Source organism: Rhizobacter sp. Root1238, assembly GCF_001425825.1.
GTDB lineage: Bacteria > Pseudomonadota > Gammaproteobacteria > Burkholderiales > Burkholderiaceae_C > Rhizobacter.
In genome coordinates this window covers 274,996-288,482 of record NZ_LMDM01000012.1, presented here as the reverse complement: position 1 = coordinate 288,482, position 13,487 = coordinate 274,996, and the positions used below count along the sequence as shown (strand labels likewise).

At 61.6% G+C, this 13,487-nt stretch carries 8 protein-coding genes, 2 tRNA genes and 3 rRNA genes; 3 read left to right on the top strand and 10 right to left on the bottom strand.

Annotated elements, in window-relative coordinates; translation table 11 throughout:
• Window positions 1-157: 157 nt before the first annotated feature.
• The 6 genes from rrf to ptsP form a co-directional block, all read right to left on the bottom strand.
• A 5S ribosomal RNA gene (gene rrf / locus ASC98_RS12260) occupies window positions 158-270 on the bottom strand.
• 197 nt (window positions 271-467) lie between these two features.
• Window positions 468-3,344, bottom strand: a 23S ribosomal RNA gene (locus tag ASC98_RS12255).
• Window positions 3,345-3,688: 344 nt separating this feature from the next.
• A tRNA-Ala gene (locus ASC98_RS12250) sits at window positions 3,689-3,764 on the bottom strand.
• A gap of 9 nt (window positions 3,765-3,773) precedes the next feature.
• Window positions 3,774-3,850, bottom strand: a tRNA-Ile gene (locus tag ASC98_RS12245).
• 87 nt (window positions 3,851-3,937) lie between these two features.
• Window positions 3,938-5,468 (bottom strand): 16S ribosomal RNA (locus tag ASC98_RS12240).
• The 16S, 23S and 5S rRNA genes sit together here with 2 tRNA genes alongside, the layout of an rRNA operon.
• A 583-nt stretch (window positions 5,469-6,051) precedes the next feature.
• A complete protein-coding gene (gene ptsP / locus ASC98_RS12235; RefSeq protein WP_056804612.1) occupies window positions 6,052-7,836 on the bottom strand; it encodes a phosphoenolpyruvate--protein phosphotransferase in 1,785 nt (594 codons plus the stop codon).
• Between the two features lie 129 nt (window positions 7,837-7,965).
• Here ptsP and ASC98_RS12230 point away from each other — a divergent pair, with 129 nt between their 5' ends.
• Window positions 7,966-8,811, top strand: a complete 846-nt coding sequence (locus tag ASC98_RS12230; RefSeq protein ID WP_056804609.1) for a GNAT family N-acetyltransferase — start codon at window positions 7,966-7,968, stop codon at window positions 8,809-8,811.
• A 39-nt stretch (window positions 8,812-8,850) separates the two neighbouring features.
• On the opposite strand, the gene ASC98_RS12225 is transcribed toward ASC98_RS12230, so the two are convergent.
• The 3 genes from ASC98_RS12225 to ASC98_RS12215 form a co-directional block, all read right to left on the bottom strand.
• Window positions 8,851-9,120, bottom strand: coding sequence for an HPr family phosphocarrier protein (locus ASC98_RS12225; protein WP_056804607.1), 270 nt, complete (start codon window positions 9,118-9,120; stop codon window positions 8,851-8,853).
• Window positions 9,089-9,538 (bottom strand): PTS sugar transporter subunit IIA, encoded by a 450-nt coding sequence (locus ASC98_RS12220; RefSeq protein ID WP_056804604.1) that lies wholly within the window; start codon window positions 9,536-9,538, stop codon window positions 9,089-9,091. The genes ASC98_RS12225 and ASC98_RS12220 overlap by 32 nt, the downstream gene beginning before the upstream one ends.
• 167 nt (window positions 9,539-9,705) lie before the next feature.
• A complete protein-coding gene (locus tag ASC98_RS12215; protein WP_157597877.1) occupies window positions 9,706-10,224 on the bottom strand; it encodes a hypothetical protein in 519 nt (172 codons plus the stop codon).
• A 39-nt stretch (window positions 10,225-10,263) separates the two neighbouring features.
• Here ASC98_RS12215 and ASC98_RS12210 point away from each other — a divergent pair, with 39 nt between their 5' ends.
• Together ASC98_RS12210 and ASC98_RS12205 are read left to right on the top strand one after the other, a co-directional pair.
• Window positions 10,264-11,514 (top strand): CaiB/BaiF CoA-transferase family protein, encoded by a 1,251-nt coding sequence (locus ASC98_RS12210; RefSeq protein WP_056804865.1) that lies wholly within the window; start codon window positions 10,264-10,266, stop codon window positions 11,512-11,514.
• Between the two features lie 134 nt (window positions 11,515-11,648).
• On the top strand, window positions 11,649-12,794 hold the full coding sequence (locus tag ASC98_RS12205; protein WP_056804597.1) for a hypothetical protein: 1,146 nt from the start codon (window positions 11,649-11,651) through the stop codon (window positions 12,792-12,794).
• Here ASC98_RS12205 and ASC98_RS12200 read toward each other — a convergent pair.
• Window positions 12,787-13,476, bottom strand: coding sequence for a DUF4197 domain-containing protein (locus ASC98_RS12200; RefSeq protein WP_056804594.1), 690 nt, complete (start codon window positions 13,474-13,476; stop codon window positions 12,787-12,789). The two genes, ASC98_RS12205 and ASC98_RS12200, sit on opposite strands and share 8 nt — an antisense overlap.
• Window positions 13,477-13,487: the final 11 nt, after the last annotated feature.

Sequence of the window (13,487 nt, the reverse complement as noted above, 5' to 3'; positions counted from 1 at the left end):
AAGATACTGCGTCGGGAGTTGAGGGTGTCCTGAGCTCGCCGGTCCGGTGTCTGCCAAGGCGSATTCACATCCCCGGAATTTGCATCCCGCAAAACCGGTTCCCCCAAAGCGAAACCCCCGTCACCTTGGGAGGAGACGGGGGCTGGCTTTATTAATAGCCTGACGATGTCCTACTTTCACACGGGAACCCGCACTATCATCGGCGCTGAGGCGTTTCACTGTCCTGTTCGGGATGGGAAGGAGTGGGACCACCTCGCTATGGTCATCAGGCTTAACTTGTTGCCGCCGAGCTGAATCTGTTGGGATTCGAGCTTTGCGACCAATTTGTAGAGTCGGCGTCCTGATCGCTGGGATCGGGAGGCGAATAAATCAGCTTTTGGAGAACTTGATTGGGTTCAAGGATATTCGTTGGAAGAACTGCACAACGCTTGATCTCAAACAGACTTTGATCGTTAGATCAAAGTTATAGGGTCAAGCCTCACGAGCAATTAGTACTGGTTAGCTTAACGCATTACTGCGCTTCCACACCCAGCCTATCAACGTCCTGGTCTCGAACGACTCTTCAGGGGGCTCAAGGCCCCGGCAAGACTCATCTTGAGACGAGTTTCCCGCTTAGATGCTTTCAGCGGTTATCTCTTCCGCACATAGCTACTCGGCGATGCCACTGGCGTGACAACCGATACACCAGAGGTGCGTCCACTCCGGTCCTCTCGTACTAGGAGCAGGCTCTCTCAATCTTGCAGCGCCCACGGAAGATAGGGACCAAACTGTCTCACGACGTTTTAAACCCAGCTCACGTACCTCTTTAAATGGCGAACAGCCATACCCTTGGGACCGGCTACAGCCCCAGGATGAGATGAGCCGACATCGAGGTGCCAAACACCGCCGTCGATATGAACTCTTGGGCGGTATCAGCCTGTTATCCCCAGAGTACCTTTTATCCGTTGAGCGATGGCCCTTCCATACAGAACCACCGGATCACTTTGTCCTACTTTCGTACCTGCTCGACTTGTCAGTCTCGCAGTCAAGCACGCTTATGCCAATGCACTATCAGCACGATTTCCGACCGTGCCTAGCGTACCTTCGAACTCCTCCGTTACGCTTTGGGAGGAGACCGCCCCAGTCAAACTGCCCACCATACACTGTCCCCAACCCGGATAACGGGCCAAGGTTAGAACCTCAAACACACCAGGGTGGTATTTCAACGTTGGCTCCACGACACCTAGCGGCACCGCTTCAAAGCCTCCCACCTATCCTACACAGATCTGTTCAAAGTCCAATGTAAAGCTACAGTAAAGGTTCATGGGGTCTTTCCGTCTTTCCGCGGGGAGATTGCATCATCACAAACATTTCAACTTCGCTGAGTCTCTGGAGGAGACAGTGTGGCCATCGTTACGCCATTCGTGCAGGTCGGAACTTACCCGACAAGGAATTTCGCTACCTTAGGACCGTTATAGTTACGGCCGCCGTTTACTGGGACTTCAGTCAAGAGCTTGCACCCCATCATTTAATCTTCCAGCACCGGGCAGGCGTCACACCCTATACGTCGACTTTCGTCTTTGCAGAGTGCTGTGTTTTTAATAAACAGTCGCAGCCACCGATTCTCTGCGGCCTCATTGGGCTCCCCAAGTAAATGGTTCACCTACTAAAGGCACACCTTCTTCCGAAGTTACGGTGTCAATTTGCCGAGTTCCTTCTCCAGAGTTCTCTCAAGCGCCTTAGAATACTCATCTCGCGCACCAGTGTCGGTTTGCGGTACGGTCGTATGCAGCTGAAGCTTAGTGGCTTTTCCTGGAAGCAGGGTATCACTCACTTCGGAGGCAAGCCTCCTCGTTATCACGCCTCATCTAAACCCTCCGGATTTGCCTAAAGGGTATGACTACACGCTTGAACCGGGACATCCAACACCCGGCTGAGCTAACCTTCTCCGTCCCCACATCGCACTGCATATCGGTACAGGAATATTGACCTGTTTCCCATCAGCTACGCATCTCTGCCTCGCCTTAGGGGCCGACTCACCCTACGCCGATGAACGTTGCGTAGGAAACCTTGCGCTTTCGGCGAGGGGGCTTTTCACCCCCTTTAACGCTACTCATGTCAGCATTCGCACTTCTGATACCTCCAGCAGCCTTCACAAGCCACCTTCACAGGCTTACAGAACGCTCTCCTACCACTTGCTATTGCTAGCAAATCCGCAGCTTCGGTAACTGGCTTAGCCCCGTTACATCTTCCGCGCAGGACGACTCGATCAGTGAGCTATTACGCTTTCTTTAAATGATGGCTGCTTCTAAGCCAACATCCTGACTGTTTTAGCCTTCCCACTTCGTTTCCCACTTAGCCAATTTTGGGGACCTTAGCTGGCGGTCTGGGTTGTTTCCCTCTTGTGTCCGGACGTTAGCACCCGGTGCACTGTCTCCCAAGCTGTACTCATCGGTATTCGGAGTTTGCAATGGTTTGGTAAGTCGCCATGACCCCCTAGCCATAACAGTGCTCTACCCCCGACGGTAATACTTGAGGCACTACCTAAATAGTTTTCGGAGAGAACCAGCTATTTCCAAGTTTGTTTAGCCTTTCACCCCTATCCACAGCTCATCCGCTAGTTTTGCAACACTAGTCGGTTCGGACCTCCAGTAAGTGTTACCTCACCTTCATCCTGGCCATGGATAGATCACTTGGTTTCGGGTCTACACCCAGCGACTGAACGCCCTATTCGGACTCGATTTCTCTACGGCTTCCCTATTCGGTTAACCTTGCCACTGAATGTAAGTCGCTGACCCATTATACAAAAGGTACGCCGTCACCCTTGCGGGCTCCGACTGTTTGTATGCATGCGGTTTCAGGATCTATTTCACTCCCCTCCCGGGGTTCTTTTCGCCTTTCCCTCACGGTACTAGTTCACTATCGGTCGATTACGAGTATTTAGCCTTGGAGGATGGTCCCCCCATATTCAGACAGGATTACACGTGTCCCGCCCTACTTGTCGCACGCCTAGTTCCACACCCTACATTTTTCATACGGGGCTATCACCCGCTATGGCCGGACTTTCCATTCCGTTCTGATATGCAAGATGCTAAAACGTGCAGGCTCTTCCGATTTCGCTCGCCACTACTTTCGGAATCTCGGTTGATGTCTTTTCCTCGAGCTACTGAGATGTTTCAGTTCACCCGGTTCGCCTCGCATACCTATGTATTCAGTATGCGATGACCTTACGGTCGGGTTTCCCCATTCGGAAATCTCCGGATCAAAGCTAATTTGCCAGCTCCCCGAAGCTTATCGCAGGCTATCACGTCCTTCGTCGCCTGTAATCGCCAAGGCATCCACCACATGCACTTAGTCACTTGACCCTATAACTTTGATGCCTGTTCTTCACAAGCACCGGTCAATGACTGTTTGAGTATTTCGCGTTATGCCGTTCTTCAAAACTCGCTTCAATCGATCTTTCGATCAACCAACTCAAGTTGAATATCTGTTGACGCAATCAAGTTCGTCATCGGCGGCACGGTGCATCCCTTCCGGTCTGCTTTCCGCCGACAACGCTGATTTTCGACTCTACAAATTGTTAAAGAGCAACAGCCGATTCTTTCGAATCGCTGACGACAACAGCCTGGCGTTCAGGCCAAGCTGCTTGCGTCAGCGACGAGTTTCTTCTTCAAGAGAACTGCTTCTGCGCGAAGCACTGAACGAATCATGGTGGAGGATGACGGGATCGAACCGACGACCCCCTGCTTGCAAAGCAGGTGCTCTCCCAGCTGAGCTAATCCCCCGATGGAAGTTGGTGGGTCTAGTTGGGCTCGAACCAACGACCCCCGCCTTATCAAGACGGTGCTCTAACCAGCTGAGCTACAGACCCTTGTTCCGGATTGAACCGTTCTCTTGAACTGTTGTCACAACAGCCGATAAGCGTGGGCGCTAAAAATTGAGCACCACTTTTTTCCAGAAAGGAGGTGATCCAGCCGCACCTTCCGATACGGCTACCTTGTTACGACTTCACCCCAGTCACGAACCCTGCCGTGGTAATCGCCCCCCTTGCGGTTAGGCTAACTACTTCTGGCAGAACCCGCTCCCATGGTGTGACGGGCGGTGTGTACAAGACCCGGGAACGTATTCACCGCGGCAAGCTGATCCGCGATTACTAGCGATTCCGACTTCACGCAGTCGAGTTGCAGACTGCGATCCGGACTACGACCGGTTTTCTGAGATTAGCTCCCCCTCGCGGGTTGGCAGCCCTCTGTACCGGCCATTGTATGACGTGTGTAGCCCTACCCATAAGGGCCATGATGACCTGACGTCATCCCCACCTTCCTCCGGTTTGTCACCGGCAGTCTCATTAGAGTGCCCTTGCGTAGCAACTAATGATAAGGGTTGCGCTCGTTGCGGGACTTAACCCAACATCTCACGACACGAGCTGACGACGGCCATGCAGCACCTGTGTTCTAGTTCTCTTTCGAGCACGAAACCATCTCTGGTAACTTCTAGACATGTCAAGGGTAGGTAAGGTTTTTCGCGTTGCATCGAATTAAACCACATCATCCACCGCTTGTGCGGGTCCCCGTCAATTCCTTTGAGTTTCAACCTTGCGGCCGTACTCCCCAGGCGGTCAACTTCACGCGTTAGCTTCGTTACTGAACAGCAAGCCGTCCAACAACCAGTTGACATCGTTTAGGGCGTGGACTACCAGGGTATCTAATCCTGTTTGCTCCCCACGCTTTCGTGCATGAGCGTCAGTACAGGTCCAGGGGATTGCCTTCGCCATCGGTGTTCCTCCGCATATCTACGCATTTCACTGCTACACGCGGAATTCCATCCCCCTCTACCGTACTCTAGCCATGCAGTCACAAATGCAGTTCCCAGGTTGAGCCCGGGGATTTCACATCTGTCTTGCATAGCCGCCTGCGCACGCTTTACGCCCAGTAATTCCGATTAACGCTTGCACCCTACGTATTACCGCGGCTGCTGGCACGTAGTTAGCCGGTGCTTATTCTTCAGGTACCGTCATTAGTCCAACGTATTAGGTCAGACCGTTTCTTCCCTGACAAAAGCGGTTTACAACCCGAAGGCCTTCTTCCCGCACGCGGCATGGCTGGATCAGGCTTGCGCCCATTGTCCAAAATTCCCCACTGCTGCCTCCCGTAGGAGTCTGGGCCGTGTCTCAGTCCCAGTGTGGCTGGTCGTCCTCTCAGACCAGCTACAGATCGTCGCCTTGGTAGGCTTTTACCCCACCAACTAGCTAATCTGATATCGGCCGCTCCAATTGCGCGAGGTCTTGCGATCCCCCGCTTTCACCCTCAGGTCGTATGCGGTATTAATCCGGCTTTCGCCGGGCTATCCCCCACAACTGGGCACGTTCCGATATATTACTCACCCGTTCGCCACTCGCCACCAGGATTGCTCCCGTGCTGCCGTTCGACTTGCATGTGTAAGGCATGCCGCCAGCGTTCAATCTGAGCCAGGATCAAACTCTTCAGTTCGATCTTGATAAATTACTCAAAGAATTGAAGTGAACTTCACTTCTATGAGCGTTTAAGGTCCATGAGACCGCGAGTCTTTCGACTCTTCGGTGCTCGCCTTTCAACGCCCACACTTATCGGCTGTTAGTTTTTAAAGAGCTGCAAACCGGCTTCGCCGTCTTGCTTTGCTGTTCGATCTGTCTCGTTCAGCGCAGCCTTAGACTGTAGCACCTTTTTGCTCAACCTCAACAACTTGTTTTTGATTTTTTTCCGCTCGCCGCTTTCGCCGCCCGCCGAAACCAATCAGTTGTCTTGGTCNCGTTATTCATCAAATTCCAGCCCACACTTATCGGCTGTTAGTTTTTAAAGAGCTGCAAACCGGCTTCGCCGTCTTGCTTTGCTGTTCGATCTGTCTCGTTCAGCGCAGCCTTAGACTGTAGCACCTTTTTGCTCAACCTCAACAACTTGTTTTTGATTTTTTCCGCTTGCCGCTTTCGCCGCCCGCCGAAACCAATCAGTTGTCTTGGTCGCTTCGTTGATCAGTGATCAGCGAAGACCACGACTATAGCATCGATTTTTCAAGCTTCGCGAGACTGTCACGAAATTACTGATGAAGTCCCACGGCCTGTAAGCTCGCTTGCGCCCTGCGGCATACCGACGCCGGGTCCTCGCTCTGGAGAATGTTCGGCAGCAGCGGCGCCAGGCGGCGCGTGTCTGCCCGCAAGACCCGTTGCTTGATTGACGCGATCTGCGACGGGTGCATCGAGAAGTTGCGCAACCCCATCGCCAGCAGCAGGTCGGTGAACTCGGGATCCCCCGCCATCTCGCCGCAAACGCTCACGCCCTTGCCAGCCGCACGCGCGTACGCGATCGTCTGCGCGATCAATCCGAGCACCGCCGGGTGCCATGGGTCGTAGAGATGCGACACCGCTTCGTCGGCGCGGTCGATCGCCAGCGTGTACTGGATCAGGTCGTTGGTGCCGATCGACACGAAGTCGAAGTGCTTCAGCAGCAAGGGCAACGCGAGCGCGGCGGCCGGCACTTCGATCATGGCGCCGACCTCCACCTCGCCACACGGCCTGCCGGAATCCGCCAGCTGCTGCCGGGCCCGCTCCAGCGCCTCCAGGAACATCCGCACTTCGCTCAGGTGCGCCACCATCGGCACGAGGATTCGCACCGGTCCGACCGCCGCCGCCCGCAGGATTGCGCGCAACTGCTGCCGGAACATCCCCGGCTCCGACAGGCTCCAGCGAATCGCCCGCAGGCCGAGCGCCGGATTCAGCGCGTGCTCGTGCCGGAGTTCGTTGACCGACATGCGATCGAGCTGCTTGTCGGCGCCGATGTCGACCGTGCGGATCGTCACCGGCAAGCCCCGCATCGCCTCGACGGCCGCCCGGTACGCCTCGTACTGCTCGTCCTCACCCGGCAGTTCGCTGCCGCGGTTCATGAACAGGAATTCGCTGCGGAACAGCCCCACGCCGACCGCGCCCGCCTCCAGTGCGCCGATGGCGTCCACCGGCAGCTCGATGTTCGCCTGCAGCTCCACCCGCTCGCCATCCATCGTCACGGCCGGCGTGTGCCGCAGCCGCGCCAGGCGGTCGCGCTCCAGCCCGCTCTGGCGCTGCCGGAAGCGGTATTCCTCGAGCACGATCGGCGACGGGTTGACGATCACCGCCCCGCAGTCGCCGTCGATCACCACCCAGTCGTCCTGGCGGATGATGTGGCTGGCCTCGCGCGCACCGACCACCGCCGGGATGTCCATGCTGCGCGCGACGATCGCGGTGTGCGAGGTCTTGCCGCCGACGTCGGTGATGAAGCCGGTGAAGATGCTGCGCTTGAACTGCAGCATGTCGGCCGGCGCAATGTCGTTCGCCACCAGCACCAGCGGGTCCTCGCCGCCAAAATCCCGCGGACTGACGCCCGGCGCCGGCGCCGAATCCGACAGCGGCCCCCGCGCCATCGCCCGCAGCAGGCGCTCGACCACCTGCTCCAGGTCAGCCTTGCGTTCCCGCAGGTAGTCGTCTTCCATCTCGTCGAACTGGCGCGCCAGCACCTCCAGCTGCGCCGAGAGCGCCCATTCGCCGTTGTAGTGGCGCTCCTGGATCCAGGTCTTGGTGGCGCCGGTCAGCGAGTCGTCATGCAGCAGCATCAGGTGCACGTCGAGCAGCGCCGACAGCTCGCCCGGCGCATCGGCGGGCAAGTCGCGCTGCAGCGTCGTCAATTCTTCGGCGACCGCATCGCGCGCGGTGCGCAGCCGCTCGATTTCCGAGGCGACCTGCGACGCCTCGATGAAATAGTGCGCGACGTCGACCCGGCTCGACGCGACCATCACCGCGCGGCCGATCGCGACACCCCGTGACACCGGCAATCCGAAGACCTGGAAGCTCATCGGACGATCGTAGCAGCGGGCGCTGCTGTTGCACGTGGGGAAACGCGCAATGTCATCGGCGCGTCATCCCGGGTTCATGGACGCGTCACCATGCGGACCCACCATCTCGGCAGTTCACAGGAGAACGCCATGAGGGACCTGCCCCTGCCGACGATGCCTCTGTCCGATTTGCGTGGTGACACGTCCCGGAGGTCACTTCACGAAAGCTCACCCACTCCACAAGCGCGCCGGATCGATGCTGCTCAGCTGGAAATTGTTTGGGCACGCGATGAAGACGAAGTTCGCCAGGCGCAGCGCCTGAGGCACCTGGTTTTCGCCGAAGAAATGGGCGCGCGCCTGAGCGTGCCGCACGGCTCGCCGGCCGGCCACGACATCGACATGTTCGACCCGTTCTGCGAGCACCTGCTGGTGCGCGCGCCGGGCGAGCGCGGCGAACCCGGCCCGGTGATCGGCACCTACCGCGTGCTGACGCCGGATTCGGCACGCCGCATCGGCGGCCTGTACAGCGAGACCGAGTTCGATCTGACGCGGCTGCGCCCGCTGCGCTCGACGATGGTGGAACTGGGCCGCTCGTGCGTGCACCCGGCCTGGCGCTCTGGCGGCGCAATCCTGGCGCTGTGGGGCGCGCTGGCTGAATTCATGGTGCGCAACAAGCTGGACACGATGGTCGGCTGCGCAAGCGTCAGCATGCGCGACGGCGGCCACTTCGCCGCCAGCCTGTGGGAGCAGTTGCGCCACACGCACCTGGCGCCGATCGAGCTGCAGGTGCAGCCGCGGCTCGCGCTGCCGGTCGACGAACTGCAGCACGACCTCGTCGTCGAGGCGCCCGCGCTGATCAAGGGCTACCTGCGCTGCGGCGCCAAGGTGCTGGGCCCGCCGGCCTGGGATCCCGACTTCAACACCGCCGACCTGCCGATGCTGATGCGCATCGCCGACCTGCCGCTGCGCTACCGCAAGCACTTCCTGGGGCAGTGAGCGGCGCCCGGGGCCACGGCCCCGTGGCGCGCTACCGCGTCATTCGCCTTCGCCGAACTTGTCGTTGATCAGCGCGACGAGGGCCTGCATCGCAGCCTCTTCGTCGACGCCGGCGGTCTCGAGTTCGACCTCGGTTCCGATCCCGGCGGCCAGCATCATGACGCCCATGATGCTCTTGGCATTGACCTGGCGGCCGTTGCGGCTCATCAGGATCTCACACTGGAAACTGCCTGCAAGCTTGCTGAGCTTGGCCGAGGCACGGGCGTGCAGGCCGAGCTTATTGCTGATGGTGATGCTGGTTTTGGTCATTTCCGCCTGGTTTGAAGGCCTGGTTCTGCGGGCGCGCGGAGGCCACTTGCATCACGCCCTGCGTGGCGCCAGCCATCGCACGGGCTGCCATCGCGTCGAGGGATTCGTCGGCATAGCAAAGAGAGCGCCACAGCATCGGCACGTTGACGCCGGCGATGACCTTCACGTGCAGGCCGTCGGCGAGGCGTTGCGCCACGTTGCAGGGGGTGGCGCCGAACACGTCGGCAAAAATCAGCGCATCGGGGTTGCTCACGCGACCCAGCATCTCGCGCGCCTGGCGCTCGACCTCCTCGACCGGCGTGCCGGGCAGCACGTCGAGCGCCTCGACCGACCGGGCACAGTCCGGGAAGGTGTGCTGGGCCACCGCTTTCAGCGATGACGCCAGTGGTGCGTGGGCAATGATGAGAAGACCGGGCATGGTTTTCGATTATCGGCAGTTCGAGCCGCCGACTTGGTGGCCGGGGCCAACGCTGTGGCATCGACTCGCCACAAAAACCACAGATGTGCACCAAACCGGCATGGATCCACAACGCTGGTGGGCCGCCACGCGCTGACACGCCGGCGTCATGCGGCCCCCGGACGAGGTCACCCGCCGAGCTTCAAACCGTCGAAAAAGGTGTCGACCGCCGATGGGTCCACGCGCGCACCGAGCACGGTCGCCTGGTAGACCACGGTGCCCTTGACGAAGAACAGCAGTTCCTCGCGCACGGCCGTGCCGTCCGGGAAGCGCCCGTCGACACGCACGCGCTGCGCCAGCGGGTTCGGCGTCATGCCGGCCACCGCGGCCGCGGCGCCCATGACCGGCGCGCCGCCCACGTTGCTGCCGGCCGCCGTGCGCAACGCGTCGATCGTCGCGGCGACACGCGCAGGGTCTTGCACGTCGGTGAAGCTGAGCGCGAAGGTCGCTCCGGCGGCCTGGCACGACTGCAGCGCCATCTTCGCCGGCGCACCGGCCAGCGGCACGGTCCGCTCGTCGTGCGACGGCCGGCATGGGAACAGCGCGAGCACCCCACCCCCGGCGGGGCGGATTTCACGCCAGTCGAGCGACGGCGTGCAGGCCGCCAGGGCCAGGCAGGCGGCGGCGCAGAGGCGAGGGGATGGCATCGGCCGATTATCCCGGGCCGCAGCGCCACAATGGCCCGCATGAGCACCTCCTCTTCCACGCCCCTGCCGCTGTCCGGCATCCGCGTCCTCGACCTGTCGCGGGTGCTGGCCGGCCCCTGGTGCACCCAGACGCTGGCCGACCTGGGCGCCGACGTGATCAAGGTCGAGCGCCCGCTGCGCAACGGCAGCGGCGGCGACGACACCCGCGGCTGGGGCCCGCCGTTCCTGAAGGGACGTGACGGCGAGGACACCGCCGAGGCCGCCTACTACCTCGGCGCCAACCGCAACAAGCGCTCGATCACGGTCGACATCGCGCAACCGGAAGGCCAGGCGCTGATCCGCCGGCTGGCGGCGCAGTGCGATGTGTTCATCGAGAACTTCAAGGTCGGCGACATGGCCCGTTACGGACTGGACGCCGCCACGCTGCGAGCGCTGTACCCGCGGCTCGTCTACTGCTCGGTCACCGGCTTCGGCCAGACCGGCCCGTATGCCGAACGCGCCGGCTACGACTACGCGATCCAGGGCATCGGCGGCCTGATGAGCGTGACCGGCGAACGCGACGACCTGCCCGGCGGCGGCCCGCAGAAGGTCGGCGTCGCGGTGGCGGACCTGTTCACCGGCATGTACGCCAGCGTCGCGATCCTGGCCGCCCTGCGCCACCGCGACGCCACCGGCCAGGGCCAGGCGGTCGACATGGCGCTGCTCGACACGCAGGTCGCGATGCTGGCCAACCTCGGTGCCAACTTCCTCGCCACAGGTACCGCCCCGGCCCGCGCCGGCAATGCGCACCAGAACATCGTCCCGTACCAGGTGTTCGAGACCGCGGACGGCCACATGATCCTCGCGGTCGGCAACGACGGCCAGTTCGCCAAGTTCTGCGAGGTGGCCGGCCGCCCGGAACTGGCCGCCGATCCGCGCTTCGCCCGCAATGCCGACCGCGTGCGCCACCGCGCCGTGCTGGTGCCGCTGCTGGCGGAACTGATCGCGGCCCGTCCGAAGCAGCACTGGCTGTCGGCCCTCGAGGCCGCGAAGGTCCCGTGCGGCGCGATCAACGACCTCGCCGAGGTGTTCGCCGACCCGCAGGTGCAATCCCGCGGCATGACCGTGCCGATGCCGCATCCGCTGGCCGACACGCTGCGCGTGGTCGCGAGCCCGATCAAGCTGTCCGAAACGCCGGTGCAATACCGTCGCGCGCCGCCGCTGCTGGGCGAGCACACCGACGAGGTGCTGGCCGAGTTCGGCTGGACCGACGCCGAGCGCGCCGAGCTGCATCGTCAGAAGGTCCTGTAACTGACAGCGCGACACCCCCGACCTCGGGGGATTTGCGCGATCGGGGGGTGACCACGCCTGTCTGCCTGAACGACACTTGCAACCAAGGGTGACAAACCCGCACAAGCCGTTCTTTCACGGACAGGGACGCCAACATGGACATGACCGAACTCGACCGCGCAGTCGCACCCGCTCACCACGACGCTGGCCACGAGCCGGAAGAGCGGGACCACTGGCGGGACGTCGTCAGCGAACTCAGCGCCGAAATGGCGACACCGCTGACCAGCGCGCTGGAGCGCGTCATGACCCTCGCCGGCACCGGCCGCATCGACCGCGTCAGCCTGCGCTGCCTGGCCGACGAGCTGCAGCGGGCCCGCGCGATCAGCATCGCCGGCCAGCAGCTCGGCCGCCTGGCCTCCGGCCGGCTGCGCCAGACACACGAACGCCTGCCGCTGACGCAGACGCTGAAGGACGTGCTGACGCAGCGCGCGGCCGAAACCCAGGCGCGCGGCATCCACATCAAGCAGATCCTGAAGCCGGCCGACGTGATCGTCGATGCCTCGCTGCTGTTCAGCCTGTTCAACGCGCTGCTCGACTGGTCGCTGCGCCATGCGCAATCGACCATCGAGTACCGCATCGACATCAAGACCTGGCCGACGCATGCGCGCCTGGTCAGCAAGTTCGCCTACCAGCCCGAAGACCAGGCCGACCTGCCGCCGGCCACGGTGGAAGACGGCTCGCCGCTGGATTCGATCGACTGGCGCCTGCTCGAGCAGACCGCGTGGACGATGGGCCTGCCGATCGAACGCAAGATCGAAGGCAGCCACGTGACGCTGTCGATCGAGTTCCCGCGCACCGTCAGCGAGCAGCTCGAAGGCCTCAGCATCCTCGAACTCGACCGCGGCTTCGCACCGTCGTCCCGCACCAAGCCGCTGGCCGGCAGCCACGTGCTGGTGGTCGCGTCGCGACGCGACGTGCGCGTGCAGGTGCGCGACGCGGTGCGCAACATGGGCCTGCTGGTCGACTTCGTGACCTCGATCGAGGAAGCCCGCGACTTCTGCCGCAGCGGCCTGCCGCATGCGATCGTCGTCGAGGCGGTGCTGCGCGGCGACCGCTTCAACGAGCTGCGCAGCGAGGTCGACTCGGCCGGCTCCGAGGTGGTGTTCATCGAGATCATCGAAGAAGGCAACGCGTTCGAGATCTCGGGCTTCGGCGGGCTGAACATGGCGCGCGTCGGGCGCGACGCGATCCTGACCTCGCTGCCGTCGGCGCTGATGTTCGAGCTGTCGAAGACTACTTGAGGCTGCCGAACACCTTCTTCAGGATCGCGCTCCCGGTCGCGACCGGGTTCTCGCGGATCTTGTGCTCTTCTTCGCCGATCATCACGAACAGCCCGTCGAGCGCCTTCTCCGTCACGTAGCTGTGGATGTTGGCGTCCTGCGGCTTCAGCAGCCCGAAGCTCGCCGCCTTGCCGGCCACCGCGTTGTACTTGTCGACCAGCGACACCTTCTCGGTGGCGCGCTTGACGATCGGCAGGAAGCGCACGCCCAGCGGCTCGCGGGTCTTGGCCGAGAAGAACTGCGTCACCGAGCCGTCGCCACCGGTCAGGATGCCCTTGGCGTCGTCGACGCTCATGCTCTTGACGGCGCCGACCAGCAGCGTCTTCGCCTCCGGAACCGCGGCCTCGGCGGCGCGGTTCAACGAGGTCTCGAGCTCGTCGACGCGGCGTTGCTGGCCGGTCGCCTTCAGGAAGCGCGCGGCATCGTTCAGGAAGCCGGGCAACGGGATGTGCACCTTCGGGTTCGCGAGAAAACCGTCGGGCCGGCCGAGCAGGCTGACCGCCGACACCGCGCCGCGCTCCAGCGCCGCCCGGATGCCCGAAGCGGCATCGCCTTCGCTCAGGCTGAAGGCCCAGGCCGAGCCGTTCCAAGTCCACACGCCCAGGCCCGCGAGCACCCCTGACGTAAACTTTCTGCGTTGCATCGATCGCACCC